This is a genomic window from Pseudoxanthomonas sp. JBR18, from assembly GCF_028198165.1.
Classification (GTDB): Bacteria; Pseudomonadota; Gammaproteobacteria; order Xanthomonadales; family Xanthomonadaceae; genus Pseudoxanthomonas_A.
The window spans coordinates 1,208,304-1,233,420 of record NZ_CP116339.1 but is presented as its reverse complement, the minus strand read 5'-3'; the positions used below and the strand labels follow the sequence as shown (position 1 = coordinate 1,233,420).

Below are 25,117 nucleotides of genomic sequence, written 5' to 3'. Positions count from 1 at the left end.
CGGGTGCACGCATGAAGACCACCAACGCGCTAAGACCTGCGCGTGTGCTGTGGACGCTGTTTCTGGCCGTGTGCGCCGGTGGCGTGCTGAGCCTGGCAACCGGGCTGACGCCCAACGGCTGGATGGCCTGGATCGCACCGGTGCCGACACTGTGGCTGGCGTTGTCCATCGAACGACGCTGGTTGGCCACGCTGGCGATGCTGGTGGCGAGCCTGGTGGCCTGCAGCCGCTACCTGTCGTATTTCCTGCTAGTCATGCCAGCGCTGCCGGCGGTGCTGGCACTGATCGGCCAGTCGGCGGTCTGGGTCGGCGTGCTGGGCCTGAGCCGGCGCGTGATGCGGCGTTCGCTCCGGGCCTGGACAGTGTTGGCCTATCCGCTGCTGTGGGTGAGCGCCGATACGCTGATGGCCGTGCTGTTGCCCGATGGCAACTGGGGCAGCCTGGCCTATTCGCAGGCCGACCTGCCGTGGGTGCGCCAACTGGCGGCGCTGGGCGGGACTTCGGCAGTGCTGTTCGTGCTGTGCCTGGTGCCCGCGACGCTGGCCCTGCTGCTGTGGCGCCAGCCAGTGCGTGGCAAGGGCTGGGCCTTGGGCGCGACCGGCTTGGTGGTGTTGGCGATGCTGGGGTATGGGGCGCTGCGCATGCAGCAGCCATTGCCCGGCACGCAGATCCAGGTCGGGCTGGCGTCGATCGACGATGCCATCGGGATGAAGGCTGCACCGGGCTATGCGGCCGACATCCGTGATCGCTACGACGCCTTGATCGCGCAGCTGGCCGCACAGGGCGCCGTGTTGGTCGTGCTGCCGGAAAAGATCGCCGTGCTGGGGCCCTCACAGGCCAATGCCTGGCAGTCACATTTCGCGACGGTGGCGGCCCGGCATCATCTTTGGCTGGAAGTGGGAGTTGCCATCGATGACGGTCGGCACCCACGCAACCACGCCTGGCTCTTCGACCCGTCCGGACGCCGCGTGGAAGACTTCCAGAAGCATTTCATGGCCCCGCCCGAGCGGGCCGAAGCCTATGCCGGCGGCACAGCCTACGCCGTGCATGACATCGTCGGCACGCGGGTCGGGCTGGCGGTCTGCAAGGACATGCACTTCGCCCGTTTCGGTCGCGCCTATGGGCAGCGTGCGTCTGGCGTCATGCTGGTGCCGGCCTGGGACTTCGCCTATGCCGATGCCTGGATGGCGGCGCGCATGACCGCCATGCGCGGACTGGAAAATGGCTACACGGTGATCCGCGCCTCGCGCGAGGGACTATTGAGCGTCAGCGACGCGCACGGTCGCTTCGTCGCCGAAGCCCTCAGTGCGCCGATGCCCGGCGCCACACTGCTGGCGCAAGTGACAGTTGGTCCGATCCAGCCGACCCTGTTCACCCGGATCGGCAATGTGTTCGGCTGGCTATGCGTCGGGCTGTCAGCGCTGATGCTGCTGGCGCCGCGTCGCAGCCATTGATCGCCTAGGTCAGGCCGCCAACGGTTCGGTCAATTCCAGCAGGGCGCAGACGTGCTCGCCGATGGCCAGGCTGCTGGTCAGGCCGGGCGACTCGATGCCGAACAGGTTCACCAGCCCAGCGACCCCATGCTCGGCCGGCCCATCGATGCGGAAATCCGCATTGGGCTGCCCCGGGCCGCTGATCTTCGGCCGGATCCCGGTATAGGCCGGTTGCAGGGCGCCATCGGGCAGGCCCGGCCAATAGCGTCGGATGGCTTCGTAGAAGCGCTCGCCGCGCTGGGCATCGAGTGCGTAGTCCAGGCCGTCCACCCATTCCACGTCCGGGCCGAAGCGCGCGCGCCCGGCCAGATCCAGGGTCAGGTGCACGCCCAGTCCACCGGGCTCGGGCAGGGGATAGACCAGGTGCCGGAACGGCGTGCGCGTGGACAGGCTGAAATAGCTGCCCTTGGCGAACCACGCCCGGGGCGCGTGCTTGTCGTCCAACCCAGCCATCCCGGCGGCCAGCGCCGGGGCACCGTGGCCGGCCGCATTGACCAAGGTGGTGGCATGCAGGCGCATGGGCGCATCGCCACCGACGTCCAGCACGAAGCCGTCGTCCACCCGCGCCATCTGCACGACCGGCGCGCGCAAGGCCAGCATCATGCCGTGGTGTTCGGCCTCGCCCTGCAGCGCCAGCATCAGGCCGTGGCTGTCCACGATGCCGGTACTGGGGGAGAACAGCCCGGCCACGGCTCGCAGTTCCGGTTCCAGCGCCGCGACCGCACCGGCATCGAACAGCTGCAGGTCCTCCACGCCATTGGCCAGCGCGTGCTGACGGATCTGCTCCAATCCCGCGACGTGTTCCGGCTCGCTGGCCACAATGAGCTTGCCGCAGCGGCGGTGCTCCACGCCGGCACGCGCGCAGAACGCGTAGAGCATCCGCCGCCCCTGGACGCACAGCCGCGCCTTCAGCGAGCCCTGCGGGTAATAGATGCCAGCATGGATCACTTCGCTGTTGCGCGCGCTGGTACCCGTGCCGATGGCGGCCTCGGCTTCCAGCACCAGGACCTCGCGCCCGGCCAGTGCCAGCGCGCGGGCGCTCGCCAGCCCGACCACGCCTGCGCCGATCACCACACAATCCACCCGATCCATTCGTCATTCCTCGCTTGCCCGCCTGTAGAGACGCAACTTAGCGCCCCGGAAGGACGCGCGCGTGCCCGGCGATCGATGACGGTCCTCCCGTGCGGCGCTGCACGCTTCGCGGGATGCGCCCTCGAGGACGCGTCATGCCTGATCTGCCACCGCTGGCCGCAAGTGAATTCATCCGCTGAAGACGGCGGCATGGTCCGGTGCGCCCACTCGACGACGAGCAGGTCCGCTCGGAGTGCGGACAAGGACCACAGAAGGTGCATCCGTGTCTCCCTGTCGGCGCTGACAGACTTCACCCACCAATCGGGCGTGTGGCCGCGGCTTCATGCCGCTATGGCGTCTGGGCGCGACTGCAGCCTGAGTCGCAGCTGGCTGGTCCTGCCTGTCGGGGCCTGATTCGGCTGTGTTCTGCGTAACACTGGGCGTCTCCCGTACGCCGCTTTCAGGATCCTGCATGCCCCATTCCCTGGCCGTTCTCCTGACCTGGATGGGCGATGCGCGCCTGGTGGCGCCGGTGATGCTGGTCCTGGGCTGGCAATGGTGGCGTCGCAACCCACGCCTGGCGCTGGAAGCGGCCGTGGCGGTGTCGGGGATGATCGCGCTGCTGGTCGTCTCCAAGCTGGCCTACAAGGCCGCGGGCATCGATTGGCGCACCATCGGGTTCTTCACCATCAGCGGGCATAGCGCCCTGTCGGCGCTGCTGTATCCGCTGCTGTGCTACAGCCTGGCCGAAGGTGCGCGGCCAGGTGTGCGCCGCGCGTCGCTGGCGCTGGGGGTCTGCGTCGCACTGGCCATCGCCGTCTCGCGCGTCCTCACCTACCGGCACACGCCCGTGGAGATCATGGTGGGTCTGGCCCTGGGCCTGACGGTCGGCGGGCTGCTGCTGCGTCGCTGGCACGGCGAGATGGCGCTGCCGGCGCGGGCATTGCCGTGGATGGCCGGCGCGCTGATGGCCGCCGGCCTGGTGGTGTGGATGGCGCCGCATGTGTCGGCCGAGCGCGTGCTCTCGCACATCGCATGGCGGCTGCAAAACAGCTGAGCACGCGCGCCGGGCTTCGACCCGCGCATGGCACGATAAGGCGCTCGACCGCTACTGCCGTCCTGGATCTCCCGATGCGTATCCGCCTGTCCTGCCTGGGACTCGTGCTGTTGGCAGGCTGTGCCACCCAGCCTGCGCTCCCCCCGCAACGCCAGCCCGACGTGGTGCGCGCCGAGATCCTGCGCAAGCTGCCGGCCAGCGTGTCCGACCGCAGTGGCTGGGCCAATGACGTCTATGTCGCGCTGTCTGCGCAGGACATCTCCACCAGCACGGCGAACCTGTGCGCGGTCCTGGCCGTGGCCGAGCAGGAGAGCACCTACACCGCCGATCCGGTCGTGCCGGGGCTGGCCAGGATCGCGCGCGCGGAGATCGATCGCCGGGCCGCGGCGCTGCATGTGCCTGGCCTGCTGGTCAGCGCCGCGCTGCGGATTGATTCGCCAGATGGTCGCAGCTACGCCCAGCGGCTGGGCCACGTCCGTACCGAGCGCGAGCTCAGCGCGCTCTATGAGGACTTCATCGGCATGGTGCCGCTGGGAGGCAAGCTGTTCGGTGGGCTCAATCCGGTCCATACCGGCGGGCCCATGCAGGTCAGCGTGGACTTCGCCCGAGAACACGCGCGGAACTACCCGTATCCGGTCGAAGGCTCGATCCGGCACGAGGTGTTCACCCGCCGCGGCGGGCTGTATTTCGGAACGGCGCATCTGCTGGGTTATCCCGCCCACTATGACGCGTTGCTCTATCGCTTCGCCGATTTCAACGCGGGCTGGTACGCCAGCCGCAACGCCGCCTTCCAGGCCGCGGTGAGCCGGGCCACCGGCATCGATCTGGCGCTGGACGGCGATCTGCTGCAGCCCGGCGCCGACCTGGAACATCCTGGCAGCACCGAGCGCGCGATACGCGCCCTGGGCGCGCGCCTGGACATGGGAGACGGGCAGATCCGCGACGCGCTGGCGCGTGGCGATCGCCTGGAGTTCGAGGAGACCGCGCTTTATGCCCGGGTGTTCGCGCTGGCAGACGCCGCCGCGGGACGCGCCATGCCGCGTGCCATCTTGCCGGGCATCCGCCTGGAAAGCCCCAAGATCACCCGCAAGCTGACCACCGCGTGGTTCGCCGATCGGGTCAATGCCCGCTGGCAGCGCTGCATGCAGCGTTAGATCCACGCGCGCTTCCTGCGCGGGTGTCGGACCACGGACGGGGAATCTCCCGTCGGATTTGGAATTCCGATCACGGGGGGCGGACGCGTCTCGTATCATGTCGGGGTGGCGTGCGGCGCCCGTGGACCCAAAGTGATTCCCGTGAATGTCATGGCCAGTCAATACGCCTCTGCGCAACAGCTGGACGCCATGCTCGGCGCCCTGGAGCGGGAGCTGCCCGCGTTGGTCGCCGCGCATCCGTCGCCCAACGCGTTCTGGCAGGCCTTCATGGCCCGCGTGGACCCCATCGAAGACAGCGTCGCCGATGCGGACGGCGTGGCGGTCATGCAGCGCGTCAACACGATGCTGGCCCCTTACGGCATGCGGATCGCCGCGGTCGAATAGGCGTGGGCCTCGGCGCCTGCCCAGGCGCGTACATCCTCCTGCGCTTCCTGCATGGGGCGTGACCTCCTGCACGTTCGCTGCGATCGGCCAAGCCTGCACAATGCGTACCTGGGCACCAGGAGCGACGCGCATGAGCGAAGGGCAGGGTTCGACCGGCAACGTGATTGCCGCCATCTGCAGTTTCTTCATTCCCGGTCTGGGACAGCTGTTCCAGGGGCGCCTGATCTCGGCGGTGTGCTGGTTCGTGGTGGCCTGCGTCGCCTTTGCCATCACCTGGCTGATCACCCTGTCACTGCTGCCCTTCGGCTGGTTCATCATCAGCGTGCTGTCGTGCATCAACGCCGCGGTGTATCGGCGCGCGCCCTGAGCGCACGCCTCAGGCCGGCGCGGCACGCTGCTCGGCGAGCTTGACCAGGCACCACAGGGTCCGGTTGACGGGCGTGGCGATCCCGGCGGCCTGACCTAGACGGACGACGGCGCCGTTGAGGTGGTCGATCTCGCTGGTCCGGCCGCGCGCCAAGTCTTGCGCGGTCGATGAGCGCTGTGCGGCCATGTTGCGGGCGATGTTCAGCGTGTCCTGCCAGAGGGACTCCGGCAGGGCGACGTCCTGACTGGCCGCCACGGCCAGGCATTCGTCGAACGCATCACGCATCACCTCGGACACGCCCTCGGACTGGACCAGCGTGCCGTAGGCCTGCCCGGAAAGCGCCGAGAGCGCGTTGTAGGCGCAGTTGATCGTCAGCTTGGCCCAGAGCGCGGCCATGACGGTGTCCGAGACGCGTGTCGGAATCCCCGCCTGATCCAGCACCGCGGCCAGCGCCGTGCCATTCGGCGAAGGACCCATGATCAGGTCGCCGCGGCCGTGATGGCGCACATGGCCCGGCCCGACCATCTCGGTGGCGACGTAGACGGCCACGGGGATCACATCGCGTCCCAGCACCTGTGCCAGACGCGCGGCGTTGTCCACCCCGTTCTGCAGGCTGAGCACATGCGCGTCGGAGTCCAGCCAGGGGGCGATCTGTGCCCCGGCCATTTCGGTGTCGCCCGACTTCACGCAGAACAGCACCAGCTCCGCCCCGGCCACGGCGGCGGGGTCGTCACTGGCCTCGAGCGCGACAGCGCCGGTGAAGCGCTCCGAGTCCAGTAGCAGGCCACGTTGTCGTACCGCTTCGACCAGGCTGGGGCGCCCGATCAGGGTCACCACATGACCGGCGCGCGCCAGCAGGGCCCCGTAATAACAACCCACCGCGCCGGCGCCCATGATGGCGATCCGCATGTGTTCGATCCTCGCTGAGACGGATCGGACACTCTAGCCAGCACGGCGCGCGCGCGTCAGTCCTGGCGGACTTCCCTGGCGCTCGGTAGGACCTGCCTGCCGCGCAGCGGACCGCCATTGACGCCGGCTTCCTGGCGGATCCTGTCGGCCAGGCGAAGCGAGAGCGCCACGATGGTCAGGGTGGGGTTGGCATAGCCGCCGGTGGGGAACACGCTCGAGCCACTGATGAACAGGTTATCCACGCCATGGACGCGGCAGTTGCGATCCACCACGCCCTCGCGCGGGTCATCGTGCATGCGTGTCGTACCGGAGAAGTGGGTCGTGGAGCTGGTCTTGATTTCCATCGGGCGCCGGATGCTGAACTCGCCCACGCCGCTGCGCTTCAGTTCGCGCGCCAGGATGTCCTGGGCCTTTTCCACCAGGGCCACGTCCCGGTCGTGCCAGCGCCACTGGATCTCGATCCGGCGGTTGCCCAGGTCGTCGCGCTCCTCGCCCAGCCTGACGCGGTTGTCGTAGCGCGGCGGCTGCTCGGCCTGGTGCAGGACCTCGAAGTGGTCCAGCCGCTGGCTCGGTGCGTCGGTCTTGGACCAGCCGCCGATGCCCAGATGGGAAATGGGATTGCGCAGCCGGTCGTTGTACTGCTGGGCCACGCCATCCAGGCCGTAGAGCATCGCCAGCAGGTCGCGCTTGCGCAGCCGGCCACGCTTGTGCAGCGCCTCGCGCACCCGCTGGGACGCGCGGAACCCTAGTTCCCGGCGACGGGACATGCTGCGCCGGGGGAACAGGATGGTGCTGATGTTCACGCATGGCTCGCCGCGCAGGGTCTCGTCGGTGAGCTGCAGGTGGCCCATGCCCGAGGTGCCGCCGATGCGGCGCAGGTCGTACAGCGCCATGCGGTCGATCAGCTTGCGCGAGGTCGGGGTCAGGGTGCCCCCGAACAGCAGCGGATGGTCCATGAAATAGCGACCCACTAGATCGTGCTGATTGCCGATGCCGTTTGCCTGCCGGTCGGTCGAAGACAGCAGCAGCTGCGGCGTTGCCAGTCCGCCCTGGGCCAGCACGAAGGTGCGGGCGCGGAAAGTCACCTCCAGGCCCGGCTTGGGCAGGGTGTGGACGGCCGTGATCCGGTTGCCCGCTTCGTTCATCTCAAGCCGCGTGGCAGTGGCGTTGAAATAGCAGTTGATGTCGCCGGAAGCGCCGATCAGGTCGCGGTGCTTGGTCAGCACGACGTTCTTGTCTGCGAACTGGAACATGCTGGTCCGCAGGCCGCTGTTCTGCAGCGGCAGGCGCCGGTTGCCCTGGTCCTCCCAGTAGCCGGGGCCGTAGTGCCACTCGGGCAGCTCGAACCAGGACTGCGCGCGCGTGTAAAACGGCCTGAGTTCTTCCAGGGTCAGCGGCCAGCCGCTGTTGGGGATCCACGGGCGGCGGTCGAAATCGGCAGCGCTGAGCGTGATCAGGCGCAGATGATTGGGACCGATGCCCGCGTCGACCAGCCAGCGGTTGGCGTTGCCACCAAACCGGCGCGTGGTCCACAGGCCGCGATGCCCCTCGAAGACCGACTTGCTGTCCGGCTGTCCGCGCTCGCTCGTTTCCTCGTTCAGCCCGCCGCTTTCCAGCAGCACCACCTGCAGTCCGCTGCGGCGCAGCTCGGTCGCCAGCGCGATCCCGGCGGGACCTGCGCCGACGATGCAGAGATCGGTATCCACGATGGTGTTGCGGGGGAGGGCACTGGCGTCGATGAACATAGACATCGCTTCCTGTCGGCAGGCTTCCAGCTTGTGTAAACGCCGGTGGGTATTGGATGAAAGTGGGGCTCCTGCGAGGGAGAACGCGCTTCTCCAAAGTGACAGGACAGTCATCTGCAGGTCAGGCTGGGCGCGCGCGATCCGCGGCGCGTCGGGCAAATGGCGTGGGGCGGACACGACCCTTGGCACCTGTGACAGGCGCTTCCCACAGGGCAGGATCATTGCCTCCACTTCTCGGAATCCGCTCATGCAGGCGCAGACTTCTTCACGACAAGTCCGCGGCGACGGTCCGTATGCGTGGTGGCGGGACGCCATGCGCCTGCTGGCGCTGATTGCGCTGCTGGGCGCGGCGCGCGCATCGTTCGCCAATCATTACGTAGTGCCATCCGGCTCGATGCAGCACACCTTGGAGGTCGGCGACCGAGTCGCGGTGGACATGCGCGCCTATGGCCTGCGCCTGCCGCTCGGCAATCGGGTCGTGTGGCCCACCGGGACGCTGCAGCATGGTGATGTGGCCGTCTTCGACTCACCGGTGGAGGGCACGCGCCTGATCAAGCGGGTCGCCGCGGTCGCAGGTGATCAGGTTCGCCTGCTCGATGGCCATCTGTGGATCAACGGATAGGCGCTGGCCGCCGCCGATGGGCAGGTCGAACATTTCGGCGTGCACGCCGCGCCACTGGATCTGGATCATGGCGGCAGGCCGGATATCGACGGGCTGATCGTCCCGCCTGGCCAAGTGCTGATGCTGGGCGACCACCGGGGCAACAGTGAGGACGGGTGCTCCTTCGGGCTGGTTAAGGCCAACGCGCTGTATGGTCGCGCGGTCGCGGTTGACTGGCGGCGCAGGGAAGGACTGGGCTGGCGCCGCCATCTAGACGATGGGTCGCCAATGTGTCGCCAGGATCAATCGCGAACCTTGATGTTGGGCTGCTCGTCGATGGTGCCGTCGCGCTCCAGCACCACGTAGCGTGCGCCCGCGCGGTCGAACAGCACCGGCACCGGGTCGCGGAACAAGGGCTTGCGCACGAAGCGCAGCGTCCAGCCGAACTGCTCCATGGTCTTGAGCGTCTTCAGCTGGGCCTCGGACAGGCCGGCACGCAGGGCGGCCTCCGTGGGCGTGTGTTCGCCGCGGCGTTCTTGATCTGGCATTGGCTCCCCTCGTGTCCCCGCAACAGGGTTGACGGGGCAGCTTACATCCAAGCTGAACGAGGCCGGCGCTTCACCAGCCGTAGAGCTTCCAGTAGACCGGGGCGATATCCCCGCGATTGGGGTCGCTGCTGCGGTCCAGCTTGCCGTCGCCGTTGTCGTCGTACAGGTAGTAGGCCGGGCCACGCACCGGCGTGATCTTGACCATGCGCAGTGCGCCGGCCACACGGTACTCCTGGATGACATCGCCATTGTCCTCGGTCCGCACCGCCACGTCGGCGTTGTCCAGATCCATTTCGCTCACGGCCTGCTCGGGGCCGGCGGCCGGGGTGGTGGCGCATCCCCCAAGCAATGGGCCGGCACTCAGCAGCAGGCAGGTCAGGGCGGGCATCAGGCGCTTCATGGCGGGACCTTGTCGGGAAGAACAGGATCTGATTATCCGCCTGTGCGCGCGGCTGGGGGTGACGGCCGAGTCATGACGGGCACCGCGTAGAATTGCGCGATGAGCAGACTCGTCCTGATTGATGGTTCCTCCTACCTGTATCGCGCCTTCCATGCGCTGCCACCGCTGACCAATGCGGACGGTGAGCCGACCGGTGCGCTGTTCGGCGTGGTCAACATGCTGCGCGCCACGCTGAAGGAAAGGCCCGAGTACATCGCCTTCGTGGTCGATGCGCCGGGCAAGACCTTTCGCGACGACCTCTATCCCGCCTACAAGGCCAACCGCGCGGCCATGCCCGACGACCTGCGCGCGCAGATCGAGCCGATGTGCCGGATCGTGCATGCGCTGGGCATCGACATCCTGCGCATCGAAGGTGTGGAGGCCGACGACGTGATCGGTACGCTGGCCCTGCAGGCGTGCGCCGATGGCCTGCAGGTCACCATTTCCACTGGCGACAAGGACTTCGCCCAGCTGGTGCGCCCGGGCGTTGAGCTGGTCAACACCATGAGTGGCAGCCGCATGGATTCCGATGCGGCGGTGATGGACAAGTTCGGCGTGCGTGCCGATCAGATCATCGACCTGCTCTCGCTGATGGGCGACACGGTGGACAACGTGCCCGGGGTGGAGAAGTGCGGCCCCAAGACCGCGGCCAAGTGGCTGGGCCTGTACGAGAGCCTGGACGGGGTGATCGAACACGCCGGCGAGATCAAGGGCAAGATCGGCGACAACCTGCGCGCCGCGCTGGAGCGCCTGCCGCTCAACCGCACGCTGGTCACCATCAAGACCGACGTTCCTTTGGAGGTGGCCGCGCAGGACCTGGCGCTGCGCGACCAGCATGTGGATGAGCTGCGCGAGCTCTACGCGCGCTATGGCTTCAACCAGGCGCTCAAGGACCTGGACGGCGGCAGCGTGACCGCATCGGTGGCCGAGAAGGAGCCGGGCAAGGCGCGCGGGACAGGGTTCAGTGCGGCGCCTGTGTCGGCAGCAGTCAGCGATCTCGACCCGGCGCTGGCCGCCGCAGGCGAATACGAAACCATCCTGGACGCCGAGCGGTTGAATGCCTGGATCGCCACGCTCACCGCGGCCGCCCGTTTCGCCTTTGATACCGAGACCGACAGCCTGGACCCGATGCGGGCCAACCTGGTCGGGCTGAGCCTGGCGGCCGAAGCCGGCAAGGCCGCCTATGTGCCGCTCGGCCACGACGCGCCCGGCGTGCCGGCACAGCTGCCTCGCGAGACGGTGCTGGACGCGCTGCGCCCGCTGCTGTCCGACCCGGCCATCGAGAAGATCGGCCAGCACGGCAAGTACGACCTGCACGTGATGCGCCGCCATGGCGTGGACGTGGCCGGCTACGCCCAGGACACGCTGCTGGAGAGCTTCGTGCTCAATTCCGGCAGCGCGCGCCATGACATGGACAGCCTGGCCAAGCGCTATCTGGGCTACGACACGGTCAAGTACGAGGACGTGTGCGGCAAGGGCGCCAAGCAGATCCCGTTCTCGCAGGTCTCGCTCGAGGACGCCACCCGTTACGCCGCCGAGGATGCCGACATCACCCTGCGCCTGCACCAGGTGCTGGCACCGAAGCTGGCGGCCGAGCCGGGTCTGGAAACCGTCTACCGCGACATCGAGATGCCGCTGGTGCCGGTGCTGGCGCGGATCGAGGCCAACGGCGTGCGCGTGGATGCCGAGGAACTGCGCCGGCAGAGCGCCGACCTGTCCAAGCGCATGCTCGCCGCCCAGCAGCAGGCCACCGAGCTGGCCGGGCGCAGTTTCAATCTGGATTCGCCCAAGCAGCTGCAGGCGCTGCTGTTCGACGAGCTCAAGCTGCCGGCGGTGGTCAAGACGCCCAAGGGCCAGCCCTCGACCAACGAGGAGGCGCTGGAAGCCATTGCCGACCAGCACGAACTGCCGCGCGTGATCCTGGAGTACCGCGGCCTGGCCAAGCTGCGCAGCACCTACACCGATAAGCTGCCGGAGATGATCCACCCCGACACCGGCCGGGTGCATACCAGCTACCACCAGGCCGGTGCGGCGACCGGGCGGCTGTCCTCGTCCGATCCCAACCTGCAGAACATTCCGATCCGCACCGAGGATGGGCGCCGGATCCGCCGCGCCTTCGTCGCCCCGGCGGGCCGCAAGCTGGTGGCCTGCGACTACTCGCAGATCGAGCTGCGGATCATGGCCCATCTGTCCGGTGATCCCGGCCTGGTCGGCGCCTTTGCCAATGGGTTGGACGTGCACCGCGCCACCGCGGCGGAGGTGTTCGGGCGCAAGCTGGAGGACGTCACCAGCAACGAGCGTCGCGCGGCCAAAGCGATCAACTTTGGCCTGATGTACGGCATGAGTGCCTTTGGCCTGGCGCGCCAACTGGGCATTGGTCGCGGCGAGGCGCAGGACTATATCGCCCAGTACTTCAACCGGTATCCCGGCGTGCGCGACTACATGGAGGCCACGCGCCAGCAGGCGCGCGAGAAAGGCTACGTGGAGACCGTCTTCGGCCGTCGCCTGTACCTGGACTACATCAACGCCGGCAACCAGGCCCAGCGCGCCGGCGCCGAACGCGCGGCGATCAATGCGCCCATGCAGGGCACGGCGGCGGACATCATCAAGCGCGCGATGGTCGGTGTGGATGCTTGGCTGGCCGGCCACGCCGATCGGGCGCTGATGATCCTGCAGGTGCACGACGAACTGGTGTTCGAGGCCGACGTGGACTTTGTCGAGACGCTGACCGCGCAGGCGCGCGCGCTGATGTCCGGTGCGGCCACCCTGGCGGTGCCGCTGGAAGTCGATTGTGGCGTCGGTGACAACTGGGACCAGGCGCATTAGCCAGTGCGCCCGCTGACAGGCGGGCCTCGGCCCACCAGCGCTTCAGTTCACGAATCTGGGCTCGTTGTCGCGCCTGGACCGCTTGCAGCGTCGGGTAGGCCCGGTTGGAAAAGGCAGCACGCGCGGCGTCGACACACTGTTTCATGTCGACGGATCGACCCGCCACGGTGGGCAGGGCCGCGGTGGCATGGGCTCACTCCGTAAGTGGTGCAGTGCCGCGACACCGGGCATGTTTTTGAAGTCACAAACGCGGCGCCGTTAACGCTGCGGATGTGCTTCGCATTCCGCAACGCGGTGACACATCGAAGGTGACGCGTGGGACGCAGCGTCTTGAGATGAAGGGTTGCCGGATCGATGCTTGGAAGTAACGGAAAAATAATTTCAATACTGATGAGTTTATTATCTGAATAATCCCTAAATCCAACAGGTTTTTAACTGAAATCTTCACGATCCATCCATGTTGGAAGTGCTCTCATAGCCCTCGACAGATGCAAGGTCTGTCGCGGATCGTCCCCCCATCCCCTGGGGATAGATCTCTGGTACGAAGGGCCCCTCCCCAGGCTCCCGTACCCTGGCCCCGCCGAGCTCCCCCTGCTCCGCGGGGCTTTTTTATGCCTGCGATCCGGGAAGCGTTTGATCCCGCGTTTCGCACGTGCTGAGAGAAGTCGCGGCAGGCCTCGCGACCTGCATGCCTGCATGCCGGCAAGCCCTTATGGTTCGCGTCGCTGGCAGGTCCCGGTGTTTCAGTCGGCCGTGCTGTCCGCCAGCCAGTCGCGCGGCACCAGATAGTCGGCCAGCCGCGCCTCGGCGCTCTGCGTCTCGGGCGTGTAGCCGTATTCCCAGCGCACCAGGGGAGGCAGGCTCATCAGGATGGATTCGGCGCGCCCGCCGCTCTGCAGACCGAACAGCGTGCCGCGGTCGTAGACCAGATTGAACTCCACGTAGCGCCCGCGCCGGTACAGCTGGAACGCGCGCTGCTCGTCCGTGTACGGCGTGTCCTTGCGCGCCTGGACGATGGGCAGATACGCGTCGAGGAACCCGTCGCCGACCGCGCGCAGGTAGCCGAACTCGTTCTCGAAGTCGCCATGCAGGTCGTCGAAGAACAGCCCGCCTACGCCGCGGGTCTCGTTGCGGTGCTTGATGAAGAAATACTCGTCGCACCAGCGCTTGTGCGCCTCGTAGCGCGACTGGCCGCCGAACGGCTCGCACAGCGCGCGCGCGGTGCGGTGCCAGTGCAGGACGTCCTCATCGACCGGATAGAAGGGGGTCAGGTCGAAGCCCCCGCCGAACCACCAGGCCACGGTCTGGCCGTCGCGCTCGGCGCGAAAGTGGCGGACGTTGGCGTGCGTGGTCGGGATGTGCGGATTGCGAGGGTGGAACACCAGCGACACGCCGACCGCGCGCCAGGACGCGCCGGCCAGTTCGGGCCGGGTGGCGGTGGCCGAGGGCGGCAGGCGGTTGCCGGAGACATCGGAAAAGCCGATGCCGGCCTGCTCGAACACTGCGCCATCGCGCAGGATGCGGGTGCGCCCACCGCCGCCCAGGGACGGGCCAGTGTCGCGGGAGGCAGGAGGCCGGGCGCGATCGCCGCCCAGGGACGGGCCAGTGTCGGAGGCGCCGGGGGTGCCGCCGCCTTCGCCGCGTGTCCAGGCGTCCTCCTGGAAGCACGCCTGGCCGTCGGTGGCCTCAATGGCCGCGCAGATGCGGTCTTGCAGCCCGGTCAGGTAATCGCGAACTGTGTCGATGTCGGGGATGGTGTTCATCGCGCCAGTTTAAGCGGCGCGTGTCGTCGGAACCCGCTCGCCCACCGCGAGCGCGGGGAACGGCGCGTCCGGTGGAGGGACCGGGCACAGGCAGCTTGGCGTTCGGTCCGTGTGCATGGTGGGCACCGAGTGCGCCCAAGCCGCCGAGCCGCGCAGGAGAGCGGGCGGACGCCCAGCCTTTCAGGCGTTTCGCTGGAACTGCGCGCGCACCTGGCCGGTGCACAGCTTCCAGATGATGGCGCCGTGCAGGACGCTGAACACGACCGCGACGATCACCGAGAACACCAGGGCCAGCGTGCGGATTGGCGCCAGTTCGGGCGGGACGCTGCCATCGGGCGAGAGCAGGGCGGCCTGCGAGGCCAGGCTGGCGTCCAACGTGGCCGGGACCAGCCAGATGCCGCCGAAGGTCATCACCGTGGCCAGCACCAGGTACCAGATGAAGCCCAGTCGCGCCCATTCCCGGCGGCGCAGCAGGCCAAAGCCCAGTCCGGTCAGCAGCAGCGAGGCGATCGCCTCGATCGTGCCGATCAGGCCGTTGTGGGTCAGCACCCAGCGCAGCAGCGGGGGCACGGCGACCTGGCCGGTGCCCAGTGGGTCGAGCATCTGCAGGTACGCATCGGCGGGCACGAGCGCGGCCACAAGCAGTTGCAGCAGGCCGTAGGCCACGCCCAGGATGCCGAGCACGATGGTGATCCAGGCCAGGACGGTGACGAAATCCTGCGGCCCGCTGCGTGTGCCGCGCAATGGCGAGGGTGGCGCTTCTGGAGGCAGCGGAGCGTTCATGGCGTCTGCTCGGCGAAAGGGCAGGCGGCCGCTGGGCGCGGCACGCCTGCACGGGCATCAGGGGACCGGCTTGAGGGTGTCGTCGAACAGGCGCATGACGCGCTTGTACTCGTCCAGCCAGGAGTCGGCGCGGGTGAAGCCGTGGCGCTCCATCGGGTAGGGTGCGATCGACCAGTGATCCTTGTGCAGCTCGATCAGCTTCTGGGTCATGTCCACCGAGTCCTTGAAGAACACGTTGTCGTCGATCATGCCGTGGGCGATCAGCAGGCGGTCCTGCAGGCCGGCGGCGTACTCGATCGGCGAGGAGGTCTTGTAGGCCTGCGGATCGATGTCCGGCGTGTTGAGGATGTTGGACGTGTACTCGTGGTTGTACTGGGTCCAGTCGGCCACCGGGCGCAGCGCGGCGCCGGCCTTGAACACGCCCGGTGCGCGGAATAGCGCCATGTAGGTCATGAAGCCGCCGTAGCTGCCGCCGTAGATGCCGGCGCGGTCGCGGTCGCCCTGATGGTTGGCGACCAGCCAGTCCAGGCCGTCCAGATAGTCCTCCAGCTCCGGGTGGCCCATGTTGCGGTAGATCGCCGTGCGCCAGTCGCGACCGTAGCCGGCGCTGCCGCGGTAATCCAGGTCCAGCACGATGTAACCCTTCTGCACCAGCAGGTTGTGGAACATCTGCTCGCGCGGATAGGGCGGATAGCCGGCGATGGCGTTCTGCAGGTAGCCGGCGCCGTGGACGAACATCACGATCGGGTAGTGCTTGCCGGGCACCAGGTGCGCGGGCGCGTAGTACTTGCCCCAGATCGTGCCCGCGCCATGTTCGGATGGCACCTGCACCAACTCGGGCTTGATCCAGTCCACCGCCTTGAACGCCGCGCTGCGGGTGTCGGTGAGGACCTTGGCGGCGCCGCCATTGGCCGGGACGACCGCCAGCTGGGTGGGCAGGTAGCTGGCCGAATAGTCGACCAGCAGGCTGCGCCCGTCGGGTGATTGGGTGAAGCCTTCCACCCCGCCGCCCAGCGCGGTGACCTCGCTGATCTTGCCGCCGTCGGTGCCGACCCGGCACACCTCGTAGCGTCCGGGCGCGGCGCGGTTGCACAGGAAATAGAACGCGCTGCCATCGGCCGACAGCGCCGGTGCGGAGACCTCCCACTCGCCGGAGGTCAGCGCCTTGGGCCGGTCGCCCCCTCGCTGGGTGTAGAGCTGCGAATAGCCGCTGGCCTCGGACAGCAGCCACAGGGTCTGGTTGTCGGGCATCCAGCCGAAGTCGTTGAAGCTCCAGTTGATCCAGCCCGGATCGGTCAGCCGGTCGCGCACCTGCAGGCGCGCGGCGGCCAGGTCGACCCCAGCGATCCAGCGGTCCTTGTTGTCGGTGGCGCGCAGCAGCACCGCGACGTTGCGCGAATCCTCGCTCCAGTGGATCGCCGCGCCGTCGCCATCACCGTCGCTTTCCACGCGCACGGCGCGGTTGCCCTTCAGCGCCTCCTTGCCGGCCGCCTTGCGCAGGTCGGCCAGCGGATCGGTGCCGATGCCGGGCAGGGTGTCGAAGGACAGCGGCTTGACCGTCCCGGTGGTCATGTCGGCCAGCCACAGCGCCTGCGGGATCGGCGAGTTGCGGCCGACCAGGGTGCGGGCCTCCTGTTCCTCGGCGTAGCCGGACTCGGTGACGTAGTGGGGCACCTTGCCGGCTTCGCCGGCCTCGGCCCCCTTCTTCTGGGTGACCACCAGCAGCCAGCGGCCGTCGGGGGAGAGCGCGGTCTGCTCGATCTCCACGTCCTTGCCCAGGTAGATCGGCGCCGGGGCCCGGGTCGGGTCGGCCTTGCGCAGGCGCTCGTCCTGCTTGCGGGCCAGCTCGCGCATGTCGCGGTCGTGGGCCAGGGTGGTCAGGGTCGACAGCTGGTGTTCGCGCAGCAGGTCCTCGGCCGGGTCCTTGTCTGGGTCGTCCACGGCCTTGACCTGGGCGGCCTGGGCCACGCTGGTGCCGTTCCAGCGGTACCACTGGTTGTCCACGCGCCAGACCAGGCCGCCGTCGCTGGCGAACTGCGGGGCGCGCTCGGGTTCCAGGGTGCGGGTGACCTGAACCAGCGCGCCGCTGCGCAGGTTGCGCACGAAGATGTCGCCATTGCGCACGAAGGCCTGGTGCTGGCGCTTGGCGTCGTAGACCGCGCCGGGCGCGCCCAGGGTGTCGCGGGCGTCGTCGGCCACCCGCGCCGCCGCGCCGCCGGCGATTTCCTGGCGGAAGGTGTCGCGGATCGGGGTGCCGTTGCGCTTGAGGTCGTACTCCACCGCGCGGCTGTCCCAGGTCCAGCGTGCGTCCTCGACCGGCGGACCGACCCAGTCCAGGTCGGCCATCACCTGCTCGATGGTGAGCGGGGTGGCGGGCGTGGTCTGGGCCAGGGCGGCGGGCGCGAACAGCAGGCAGGACAGGACGGTGGCGGTCAGGCGCATCGGCAAGGTCGATCCGTGAAAGGCAAGCGCGGAAGGGTAGCAGCCGCCCGGCGGCACCCGCACCGGCCCAAGGTCACGCCGGGTTTTCGGCCGGTTTGTGCCGGCGCGGCTTGCCATGGGCGCGGTGCAGCGGCCAAAGTACGGGCAGGACGCCCGGCACCAGAACCGGGCCAACCCACCGGGGAAGCAGGACCCTCTATGTCAGCTGTCATCCATCCGGCGTCGCCCGACGCCGGTCTGTGTCCCCTGGGCGCAGGCCCACTGGACCGCATCATCGCCCGCAGCGGCGGGCAGGCCATCGACCTGGCCACCTTCCACGCCCACGTCCGGGCGCTGGCCGCGCAGCTGCCGGCCGGGCGCCACGCGGTCAACCTGTGCGAGGACCGCTACCGATTCCTGGTGGCCTTCTGCGCGGTGGCCCTGCGCGGGCAGGTGACCCTGCTGCCGTCCTCGCGCGCGCCGGCCGTGGTGGCCGACGTGATGGGCCGTCACGCGGATTGCTATGCGCTGGGCGATACCGACATCGCATCGGCGCCGCCGGGCTACTGGCGCTTGCCGGAGACCTTCGCCCAGGCCGACGGCCCGGTGCCGGAAGTGCCCGAGGACGCGGTGGTGTGCATCGGCTTCACCTCCGGCAGCACCGGCGCGCCCAAGCCCTTTCCCAAGACGCTGGCGGCCTTCCGCACCAGCAACGCGCAGAACCTCAGCGCCGTGGCCGACCTGTGGGGCGATGCCACGCCCAGCCTGGTGGCCACCGTACCGCCGCAGCACATGTACGGCATGGAGATGTCGGTGGTCATGCCGCTGATGAGCGATGCCTGCGTGCACGGCGGCAAGCCCTTCTTCCCGCAGGACGTGGCCAGCGCACTGGCCGACATGCCCGCCCCGCGCGTGCTGGTGACCACGCCGGTGCATCTGCGCGCACTGGTCGAATCGGGCGTGTCGCTGCCGCCCATCGCCGGTTATGTCTCGGCCACCGCGCCGCTGGAGCCGGCGCTGGCGCAGGCGGCCGAGGCGCGCTTCGGCGGCGAGCTGCGCGAGACCTTTGGTTCGACCGAGACCTGCATCTTCGCCAAGCGCCGCACCGCGCTGGACACGGCCTGGACGCCGCTGCCCGGTGTGTGGGTGCAGCCGCAGCCGGACGGCACCTTGGTGCACGCTCGCCACCTGCCGCAGCCGGTGGCGCTGGCCGACCTGATGGAGGTCGAGCCCGACGGCCGCTTCCACCTGCGTGGGCGCCAGGCCGACCTGCTGGAGATCGCCGGCAAGCGCGCCTCGCTGGGCGACCTGACCCGGCGCCTGCTGGCGGTGGATGGCGTGCGTGATGGCGCGGTGCTGCAGCTGGACGCCGACGAGATGGGCGTGCGCCGCATCGCCGCGCTGGTGGTGGCGCCGGACCTGACCGAGGCCGCGCTGTTGGCCCAGCTGCGCACGGCGATGGATCCGGTGTTCCTGCCCCGGCGTATCCGCTTCGTCGCCGCGCTGCCGCGCGGGGAGACCGGCAAGCTGCCGCGCGATGCCGCGCTGCGCCTGCTGCAAGCTTGAATCCAGAGGATTGATCGCGCCGGGCGCTGACGTCGGTCCTCGCCCGGCATGGACACACAGGGATGTAGAGCCGCACGCCATGTCAGCCGTCATCGAATCATCGCCCCGCCCGGCAGGACGCTGCGCGCTGGGCAGCGGCGCCCCGGACCGGGTCATCGCCCGCTGCGCCGGCCGCGACCTCTCCCTGGCGACCTTCCACGCGCACGTCCGTGGCTTGGCCCTGCGGCTGCCGGCCGGTCGTCATGCGGTCAATCTGTGCGAGGACCGCTACCGGTTCATGGTTGCCCTGTGCGCGGTGGCGCTGCGTGGTCAGGTCACCCTGCTGCCGCCTTCGCGCGCGCCGGCAGTGGTCCGTGACCTGATGGCCCGGCAGCCGGCCACTTATGCGTTGGGCGACCAGGCGCTGGAGGTCGAACCGCCGCACTACTGGCGCCTGCCCGACGTCCTGGAGCAGGCCGACGGCCCGCCGCCGCAGGTCGACCAGGACGCGGTGTTCGCCGTCGCCTTCACCTCCGGCAGCACCGGCACCCCCAAGGCGTTCCCCAAGACCCTGGCCCAGTTCCGCGCCAGCACCGATCAGTTGGTCGCGTCCCTGGCCGACCTGTGCGCAGGTGCGGCGCCGAGCCTGGTGGCCACGGTGCCGCCGCAGCACATGTTCGGCCTGGAGCAGTCGGTGCTGGTGCCGCTGCTGACCGAGGCGACCGCGCATGGCGGGCGCCCGTTCTTCCCCCAGGACGTGGCCCGCGCGCTGGAGCAGATGCCCGCGCCGCGGCTGCTGATCACCACCCCGGTGCACCTGCGTGCGCTGGTCGAGTCAGGCGTGAGGCTGCCGCCGATCGCCGGCTGCGTGTCGGCCACCGCGCCGTTGGAACCGGCACTGGCGGCGGCGGCCGAGGCGCGCTTCGGCGGGCAGGTGCGGGAGGTCTTCGGTTCGACCGAGACCTGCATCTTCGCCACGCGCCGCACCGCGCACGAGCGCGCCTGGATGCCCTTGCCCGGGGTGAGCGTGCAGCCGCAACCGGACGGGACCTGTGTCGATGCGCCGCACCTGCACCAGCCGGTGGTCCTGGCCGACCTGACCGAAGTGTTGCCCGACGGGCGCTTCGTCCTGCACGGGCGCCAGGCCGACCTGCTGGAGATTGCCGGCAAGCGCGCTTCGCTGGGGGACCTCACCCGGCGCCTGCTTGCGGTGCCCGGCGTGCGCGATGGCGTGGTGGTGCAGCTGGACACGCCTGGCAAGGTGCGTCGCATCGCCGCGCTGGTGGTCGCGCTGGGCCTGTCCGAAGGCGATGTGCTCTCATCCCTGCGCGAATCCATGGACCCGGTGTTCCTGCCGCGCCGCGTGCGCTTCGTCGACACCCTGCCGCGCAACGAGACCGGCAAGCTCCCGCGTGCGGACCTGCTGCGGTTGCTGGGCGAATAATCCGAGAGACACACCACGGCGCAAGGAGGCCTCGTGAAAACGCAGGAAAGATGCAGGACCCTCGCATGGCGGGGGTGGATGATGGCGATCGGTTCGCTTTGCCTGGTCGCAGCGGGACATGCCGTGACTCCCCGCATGCCGCCGCGCCCGGCCCCGCCACCGCCCACGGTCCCCTTGCGCGACCGCCTGCCGGCCCTGCAGGTTGGCGTGGCGCAGGGCGACCCGGTCGCGATGTGCGCCCTGGCGTCGGCGCTGGACGACTGCGAGACCTACGCCACGCGTCTGGTCGAGCTGCAGGACGACCTGCAGCGGCGTGCGGCTGCGGCAAGCACGGGCCAGGATGCGGAGGCGGCCAAGGCCATGGCGCGCGACGCCGCGGCCCTGCGGGCGCGGCTGGAACCGGCCCTGCTTGGCTGGCAGGCGGCGTGCGCCGGCGCTCCCGCCCTTGGCCCCGCCGAGCGCATCGATCTCTGGCACGACGCTGCGCAGGCGGGCAACCGCACGGCACTGATGGTCTATGTCGGCGCGGCGCGGCTCACGACGGATCCTGCAGGCCTGGAGCCCCAGCGCGCGACGTATCGGGCGCAAGCCGAGGCGTTGGCGCGCTCGGCGGCCCGTCGCGGCGATGCGATCGCTCATCAGACGCTTGCCTCGGCCTACTGGCCAGGCGATCCGCAGTCGGCGCAGGCACCGCTTGCTCAGGCCGTGCAGCCCGATCGCGCGATGGCGGCGGCCTTGCTGACACGACTGGCCGGTGCGATGCGCACGCTCCCCAAGGAGCGCAACCGGTGGTTCAAGGCGCGCCAGGCGGACTTCCAGCTGCAGCGCGTCCGGGTCGGCATGTCCGCCGAAGAGACGGACAGGGCCGGGCGTCTGGTCGCAGAATGGGACAAGACCTGGGCCCCGATCGACCTCACGCCAGCAGGACTGGCGCTCTATTGGCCTGCCAGCGAAGCCGAGCGGCTCGCGCAACGGGATTGCGCCCATTGAGCGCTGTGGCAGCATCGATCGCTGGGTCCGTGCGATGTGGTTGGCGATGAGAACGCGCTGGTTGAGATGGTTGGCTGGGATCGGCCTTGTGGGGCTCGTCGCGCTGGGCTGGTGGTCGGTTCACCATGGTCAAAAGCCTCAAAAGACCGCGGTCGTCATGCCGCTAGACGCGTCTGCTGGCGCCGCGGCCCCTCACATCGCCAACGCCCCAGCCGCCAGCGCGCCGCTACCGGCGCAGGGCACCCCGTTGCGGCTGGTGTTCGACGACCTTAAACGTCGCGCTGGCACCGGCGATGCGCGCGCGGCGTGCCGGCTGGCGGCAGAACTGGAGCAGTGCGAGCGCGTGCGCATGCAGCTGGCGCAGTTCGATGATCAGATGGGATCGCGCAGGCATACCCAGGAAGTTGTGGCGGGCAATCCTGAAGAGACGGCACGGCGCAAGGACATGATGGAGCGCCTCTTGGCCAAGCGCGGCCAGCGGCTGCTGGAAGCGTCCGAACAGTGCGACGGTGTCCCGGTGATCTCGCCGGCCCAGCGCGCCGACCTGTGGCGCGCCGCCGCGCTCGGCGGCAGCCTGCCGGCACTGACCCAGTACGCGGTGGGCAATGCGTTCCGTCTTCGCGACACCCTGCAGGTGCTGCCGCAGCTGCAGGTCTATCGCAACGAAGCAGAGTCGCTGGCGCTGCAGGCCGCCCAGCGCGGCAGCCTGCCGGCCACGCTGGCGCTGGCGGGCGCGTACTCGCCCCAGCGCGAGAGTGGACGGCGCACCTATCTGGCGCAGGTCGTGACGCCGGACCCGGCCCGCTCGCTGGCCCTGTACCTGCGCGCGCAGCAGGCGCTGGGCAACACGCCAACGGACCAGGCGCAGGCGCGGCGGCGGCGCTTCCGCGACACGATGTTCGAGCGCAACATCGACTGGCTGCGCGCGAACATGTCGCCCGACCAGATGGCTCAAGCCGACGCCCTGTCGCGCCAGTGGCAGCAGCAGTGGACGCCCGTGCCGCCGGAGGAGACCCGCGGCACGTTCTCCATGGACGGCGGGGTATCGGACATCGCCCCGGCCCGCTGCGGCGACTGAGAGAATCTGCCTGGTGGGAGCCGCCATGGCGGCGAAAGGCTTCACCAGGAAAGCTTCATCGCCGCCATGGCGGGTCCCACCAGGTGGGTTTCAACGCTGAGCGTCAGGCGCCGTGGACGCCGTCGATCTCGATGCGCAGATCGCGGCGGCAGACCACCGCGTGCAGCAGCAGACGCGGGACATCGGCGGACATGCGCGCCTCCAGCATCGCGGCGACCTGCGACAGCTCGTCGGCATCGCGCACGTAGACCTTCAGGCGGCTGCCGGCATCGAATTGCGCCGGCAGCGCGGGGCGATGGCGCCGGGCACTGGCGATCAGGCTGTCGAAATTGGCGAAGGTTTCGGTCAGCTGCGCCTCGGTGGACTCCGGGTGCAAGGTCTGGTGGCCGACCACCGCGGCGGTGCCCGAAAGCAGCAACGGGGTCTCCACGCCCGGCGGCGGCAGCATCGCGCGGGCGAAGCTGGGCGGCTGCGGGCCGTACTGGCGCGGATAGCGGTAGGCGCTGACCTGGCGCGGGTTCTCCACCGGCGTGCCGGGCGTGTCGCAGGCCAACCAGTACACCTGCAGGCGGCGCACGCCGTCGATCCGGCCGATGGCCGTGGCCGCCGGCAGCTGGCCGGTATCGAACTGTCCCAGTCCGCGCGCGCGGCCCACGCAAAAGCGCCGGTAGCGCTCGGTGTCGCCCTCGCCCTCGGTGATCGCATCCAGGTAGTTCCACACGCGCAGCAGGTGTGGGGTATCGCTGGCCGGCACGAATTGCGAAAGCAGCGCGTAGGCCTGTTCACCTGCGGCCTCGATGTCGTCCTCGACCTCGTCCAGTTCGATCGCGCCGAACTGCAGCCGGCCATCGCTGGCCCAGGCCACGGCGCCCTCGCGGCCACAGGTGACCGGCCGCGACCCACGCCAGACTTCCAGCGGGGCGGTGCCGTGCGGCGCCAGGGGGACGCGCAGATAGCGCGGATCGTCACTGCCGGGCGCGTCGGGGCCGAAGCCGAACACGGCCAGCACCTGGGCATCGGCCAGCAGGGCCGACAGCTGCGCGGCGTCGACGTAGTCCACGGTCAGGCGCGTCGGCGCGAGCGTTGGCAATGGACGACTCACGCGCTGCCCTCCGCGCCTGGTTGCAGGGTTTCGCCGTCGAAGCCCTCGACGCGCTGGCGCCGGCGGCGGCGCCAGGCGCGCAGCGCCTGCGGCACCATGATCAACACGTGCGCGGCGTAGATGGCGCGAAACACGCGCAGGCGCCGGGTGACGCGCGGCGCCTCGAACACGTCGCCGGCCAGCATCGCCACTACTGCCGACTCCACGTCCAGCACGTCGCGCGGATTGGCGAACAGGTGGCGCATCGTCGGCGAGGTGAAGCGGTAGATGAACCACTTGAACTCGTCCAGCCCGGCGTCCAGATGGCGCTGCAGCTGCCGGCGCAGGCGCGGTGCCCGCGCCGGCGCGCGCAGCGCCGCATCGACCATCTGCGCGCCACGTTCGGCGCTGTGCATGGCCAGGAACACCCCCGAGGAGAACATCGGGTCCACGAAGGCATAGGCATCGCCCAGCAGCAGCCAGCGCGCACCGCTCATCTGCGTGCACTCGTAGGCGTAGTTGCCGGTGGCGTGGACCGGCGCGCAGCGGGTCGCGCCTGCCATGCGCGTGGCGACTTCCTCGTTGAGCGCCAGGGTCTGATCGAGGAACCGGCCCAGGTCGCCCTGGCGGGTCTTGAGGTAATCGGGAAAGCACACCGCACCGACGCTCATCACATCATTGGGCAGCGGGATCAGCCACATCCAGCCATGCCGGTGGCGGTAGATGCTGATGTTGCCGGCGTCCTCGCCGGGCCGGCGCGCCACGCCGGTGTAGTGGCTGAACACGGCGGCGGACTGGTGGTGGGGGTTCTTGCGTTTGAGCTTGAGCTTGCTGCCCAGCAAGGCGTCGCGACCGCTGGCGTCCAGCAGCCACTGCGGGCGCAGCGTGTGCACCTGCTCTCCCTGGCGCACGCTCACCACCGGCTGCTCGCCTTCGAAGGCCACACCGGTGACCGCAGTGCGCTCATGCGCGTCCACGCCTTCGGCCCGGGCCTGCTCGAACAGGATCCGGTCGAAGTCCGCGCGCGGCACCTGCAGCGCGAAGTCGGCCTTGGCCTCCAGCGCCCGCGAAAAACGGAAGGTGTTGTAGCCGCCGCCGTCCTTGGGGAAATCCGCGCCCAGCTTGAGCGTGCCGATGGCGCGCACCTGCTCCAGCACGCCAAGGCGTTCGAGCAGGGGCATGGTCATGGGCAGCAGCGATTCGCCGATATGGAACCGCGGGTGGGCGTCCTTCTCCAACAGGGTGACCTTCCAGCCCTGGCGGGCCAGCAGGATGGCCGCGGTGCTGCCGGCGGGGCCGCCGCCGACAATCAACACATCGGGCGTGGCGTCGAGTGCCGCGGAAGCGGCCGGGGCGTCTTCCGTCCGCGCGCGCACGGGATCGGCGGGCGGGGAAATCACGGCGGCGGCGGGGGTCAT

General features: G+C 69.3%; 20 protein-coding genes and 1 pseudogene. 11 read left to right on the top strand and 10 right to left on the bottom strand.

Annotation, left to right across the window (positions count from 1 at the left end):
- Positions 1 to 11 precede the first annotated feature (11 nt).
- Positions 12 to 1,454, top strand: coding sequence for a nitrilase-related carbon-nitrogen hydrolase (locus PJ250_RS05670; protein ID WP_271647585.1), 1,443 nt, complete (start codon positions 12 to 14; stop codon positions 1,452 to 1,454).
- 9 nt (positions 1,455 to 1,463) lie between these two features.
- On the opposite strand, the gene PJ250_RS05665 is transcribed toward PJ250_RS05670, so the two are convergent.
- Positions 1,464 to 2,585 (bottom strand): NAD(P)/FAD-dependent oxidoreductase, encoded by a 1,122-nt coding sequence (locus tag PJ250_RS05665; RefSeq protein ID WP_271647584.1) that lies wholly within the window; start codon positions 2,583 to 2,585, stop codon positions 1,464 to 1,466.
- A 451-nt stretch (positions 2,586 to 3,036) separates the two neighbouring features.
- Between PJ250_RS05665 and PJ250_RS05660 the strand changes: the two genes are divergently transcribed.
- The 4 genes from PJ250_RS05660 to PJ250_RS05645 all read left to right on the top strand — a co-directional run bounded on the left by PJ250_RS05660 (position 3,037) and on the right by PJ250_RS05645 (position 5,526).
- Positions 3,037 to 3,621, top strand: coding sequence for a phosphatase PAP2 family protein (locus PJ250_RS05660; RefSeq protein WP_271647583.1), 585 nt, complete (start codon positions 3,037 to 3,039; stop codon positions 3,619 to 3,621).
- Positions 3,622 to 3,695: 74 nt separating this feature from the next.
- Positions 3,696 to 4,775 carry a DUF1615 domain-containing protein gene (locus tag PJ250_RS05655; RefSeq protein ID WP_271647582.1) on the top strand — a complete coding sequence of 360 codons (1,080 nt, stop codon included), beginning with the start codon at positions 3,696 to 3,698 and terminating at the stop codon, positions 4,773 to 4,775.
- A gap of 150 nt (positions 4,776 to 4,925) precedes the next feature.
- Positions 4,926 to 5,159 (top strand): hypothetical protein, encoded by a 234-nt coding sequence (locus tag PJ250_RS05650; RefSeq protein ID WP_271647581.1) that lies wholly within the window; start codon positions 4,926 to 4,928, stop codon positions 5,157 to 5,159.
- Between the two features lie 130 nt (positions 5,160 to 5,289).
- Positions 5,290 to 5,526: a hypothetical protein gene (locus PJ250_RS05645; RefSeq protein ID WP_271647580.1), complete on the top strand. Its 237-nt coding sequence runs from the start codon at positions 5,290 to 5,292 to the stop codon at positions 5,524 to 5,526.
- A 9-nt stretch (positions 5,527 to 5,535) separates the two neighbouring features.
- On the opposite strand, the gene PJ250_RS05640 is transcribed toward PJ250_RS05645, so the two are convergent.
- Both PJ250_RS05640 and PJ250_RS05635 read right to left on the bottom strand, forming a co-directional pair.
- On the bottom strand, positions 5,536 to 6,435 hold the full coding sequence (locus tag PJ250_RS05640; protein WP_271647578.1) for a ketopantoate reductase family protein: 900 nt from the start codon (positions 6,433 to 6,435) through the stop codon (positions 5,536 to 5,538).
- 56 nt (positions 6,436 to 6,491) lie between these two features.
- The gene (locus PJ250_RS05635) at positions 6,492 to 8,180 is read right to left on the bottom strand and encodes an FAD-dependent oxidoreductase (RefSeq protein ID WP_271647577.1); all 1,689 of its coding nucleotides are present in this window, start codon (positions 8,178 to 8,180) and stop codon (positions 6,492 to 6,494) included.
- A 247-nt stretch (positions 8,181 to 8,427) separates the two neighbouring features.
- Here PJ250_RS05635 and lepB point away from each other — a divergent pair.
- Positions 8,428 to 9,048 (top strand): annotated as a pseudogene (lepB, locus tag PJ250_RS05630) (signal peptidase I); the annotation flags it as partial.
- A gap of 35 nt (positions 9,049 to 9,083) precedes the next feature.
- Here the strand turns inward: lepB and PJ250_RS05625 are convergent.
- Positions 9,084 to 9,329, bottom strand: a complete 246-nt coding sequence (locus PJ250_RS05625; protein ID WP_271647576.1) for a hypothetical protein — start codon at positions 9,327 to 9,329, stop codon at positions 9,084 to 9,086.
- 70 nt (positions 9,330 to 9,399) lie between these two features.
- Entirely contained in the window at positions 9,400 to 9,717 is a 318-nt protein-coding gene (locus tag PJ250_RS05620; protein ID WP_271647575.1) for a DUF2782 domain-containing protein, read from the bottom strand.
- Between the two features lie 111 nt (positions 9,718 to 9,828).
- Here PJ250_RS05620 and polA point away from each other — a divergent pair, with 111 nt between their 5' ends.
- Positions 9,829 to 12,594: a DNA polymerase I gene (polA, locus tag PJ250_RS05615; protein WP_271647574.1), complete on the top strand. Its 2,766-nt coding sequence runs from the start codon at positions 9,829 to 9,831 to the stop codon at positions 12,592 to 12,594.
- A 743-nt stretch (positions 12,595 to 13,337) separates the two neighbouring features.
- Here the strand turns inward: polA and hemF are convergent.
- The 3 genes from hemF to PJ250_RS05600 all read right to left on the bottom strand — a co-directional run bounded on the left by hemF (position 13,338) and on the right by PJ250_RS05600 (position 17,582).
- A complete protein-coding gene (gene hemF, locus PJ250_RS05610; protein WP_271648548.1) occupies positions 13,338 to 14,348 on the bottom strand; it encodes an oxygen-dependent coproporphyrinogen oxidase in 1,011 nt (336 codons plus the stop codon).
- Between the two features lie 189 nt (positions 14,349 to 14,537).
- Complete coding sequence (locus PJ250_RS05605) at positions 14,538 to 15,140, bottom strand: hypothetical protein (protein WP_271647573.1); 603 nt, start codon at positions 15,138 to 15,140, stop codon at positions 14,538 to 14,540.
- 57 nt (positions 15,141 to 15,197) lie between these two features.
- Entirely contained in the window at positions 15,198 to 17,582 is a 2,385-nt protein-coding gene (locus tag PJ250_RS05600) for a S9 family peptidase (RefSeq protein WP_271647572.1), read from the bottom strand.
- Between the two features lie 246 nt (positions 17,583 to 17,828).
- On the opposite strand from PJ250_RS05600, the gene PJ250_RS05595 reads away from it, so the two are divergent.
- The 4 genes from PJ250_RS05595 (at position 17,829) to PJ250_RS05580 (ending at position 22,618) form a co-directional block, all read left to right on the top strand.
- Positions 17,829 to 19,127 (top strand): AMP-binding protein, encoded by a 1,299-nt coding sequence (locus tag PJ250_RS05595; protein WP_271648547.1) that lies wholly within the window; start codon positions 17,829 to 17,831, stop codon positions 19,125 to 19,127.
- 79 nt (positions 19,128 to 19,206) lie between these two features.
- Entirely contained in the window at positions 19,207 to 20,550 is a 1,344-nt protein-coding gene (locus PJ250_RS05590; RefSeq protein ID WP_271647571.1) for an AMP-binding protein, read from the top strand.
- Positions 20,551 to 20,724: 174 nt separating this feature from the next.
- Positions 20,725 to 21,540: a hypothetical protein gene (locus PJ250_RS05585; protein ID WP_271647570.1), complete on the top strand. Its 816-nt coding sequence runs from the start codon at positions 20,725 to 20,727 to the stop codon at positions 21,538 to 21,540.
- Positions 21,541 to 21,697: 157 nt separating this feature from the next.
- On the top strand, positions 21,698 to 22,618 hold the full coding sequence (locus PJ250_RS05580) for a hypothetical protein (protein WP_271647569.1): 921 nt from the start codon (positions 21,698 to 21,700) through the stop codon (positions 22,616 to 22,618).
- 103 nt (positions 22,619 to 22,721) lie between these two features.
- Here the strand turns inward: PJ250_RS05580 and PJ250_RS05575 are convergent, their stop codons facing one another.
- Positions 22,722 to 23,720 carry a chorismate transformation FkbO/Hyg5 family protein gene (locus tag PJ250_RS05575; protein ID WP_271647568.1) on the bottom strand — a complete coding sequence of 333 codons (999 nt, stop codon included), beginning with the start codon at positions 23,718 to 23,720 and terminating at the stop codon, positions 22,722 to 22,724.
- A complete protein-coding gene (locus PJ250_RS05570; RefSeq protein ID WP_271647566.1) occupies positions 23,717 to 25,117 on the bottom strand; it encodes an NAD(P)/FAD-dependent oxidoreductase in 1,401 nt (466 codons plus the stop codon). Before PJ250_RS05570 ends, PJ250_RS05575 begins: the two co-directional genes overlap by 4 nt.

Coding starts and splice junctions, on each gene's coding strand:
- PJ250_RS05670 (WP_271647585.1), top strand. CDS start 12: ATGAAGACCACCAACGCGCTAAGACCTGCGCGTGTGCTGTGGACGCTG.
- PJ250_RS05665 (WP_271647584.1), bottom strand. CDS start 2,585: ATGGATCGGGTGGATTGTGTGGTGATCGGCGCAGGCGTGGTCGGGCTG.
- PJ250_RS05660 (WP_271647583.1), top strand. CDS start 3,037: ATGCCCCATTCCCTGGCCGTTCTCCTGACCTGGATGGGCGATGCGCGC.
- PJ250_RS05655 (WP_271647582.1), top strand. CDS start 3,696: ATGCGTATCCGCCTGTCCTGCCTGGGACTCGTGCTGTTGGCAGGCTGT.
- PJ250_RS05650 (WP_271647581.1), top strand. CDS start 4,926: ATGGCCAGTCAATACGCCTCTGCGCAACAGCTGGACGCCATGCTCGGC.
- PJ250_RS05645 (WP_271647580.1), top strand. CDS start 5,290: ATGAGCGAAGGGCAGGGTTCGACCGGCAACGTGATTGCCGCCATCTGC.
- PJ250_RS05640 (WP_271647578.1), bottom strand. CDS start 6,435: ATGCGGATCGCCATCATGGGCGCCGGCGCGGTGGGTTGTTATTACGGG.
- PJ250_RS05635 (WP_271647577.1), bottom strand. CDS start 8,180: ATGTTCATCGACGCCAGTGCCCTCCCCCGCAACACCATCGTGGATACC.
- PJ250_RS05625 (WP_271647576.1), bottom strand. CDS start 9,329: ATGCCAGATCAAGAACGCCGCGGCGAACACACGCCCACGGAGGCCGCC.
- PJ250_RS05620 (WP_271647575.1), bottom strand. CDS start 9,717: ATGCCCGCCCTGACCTGCCTGCTGCTGAGTGCCGGCCCATTGCTTGGG.
- polA (WP_271647574.1), top strand. CDS start 9,829: ATGAGCAGACTCGTCCTGATTGATGGTTCCTCCTACCTGTATCGCGCC.
- PJ250_RS05605 (WP_271647573.1), bottom strand. CDS start 15,140: ATGAACGCTCCGCTGCCTCCAGAAGCGCCACCCTCGCCATTGCGCGGC.
- PJ250_RS05600 (WP_271647572.1), bottom strand. CDS start 17,582: ATGCGCCTGACCGCCACCGTCCTGTCCTGCCTGCTGTTCGCGCCCGCC.
- PJ250_RS05590 (WP_271647571.1), top strand. CDS start 19,207: ATGTCAGCCGTCATCGAATCATCGCCCCGCCCGGCAGGACGCTGCGCG.
- PJ250_RS05580 (WP_271647569.1), top strand. CDS start 21,698: ATGCCGCTAGACGCGTCTGCTGGCGCCGCGGCCCCTCACATCGCCAAC.
- PJ250_RS05570 (WP_271647566.1), bottom strand. CDS start 25,117: ATGACCCCCGCCGCCGCCGTGATTTCCCCGCCCGCCGATCCCGTGCGC.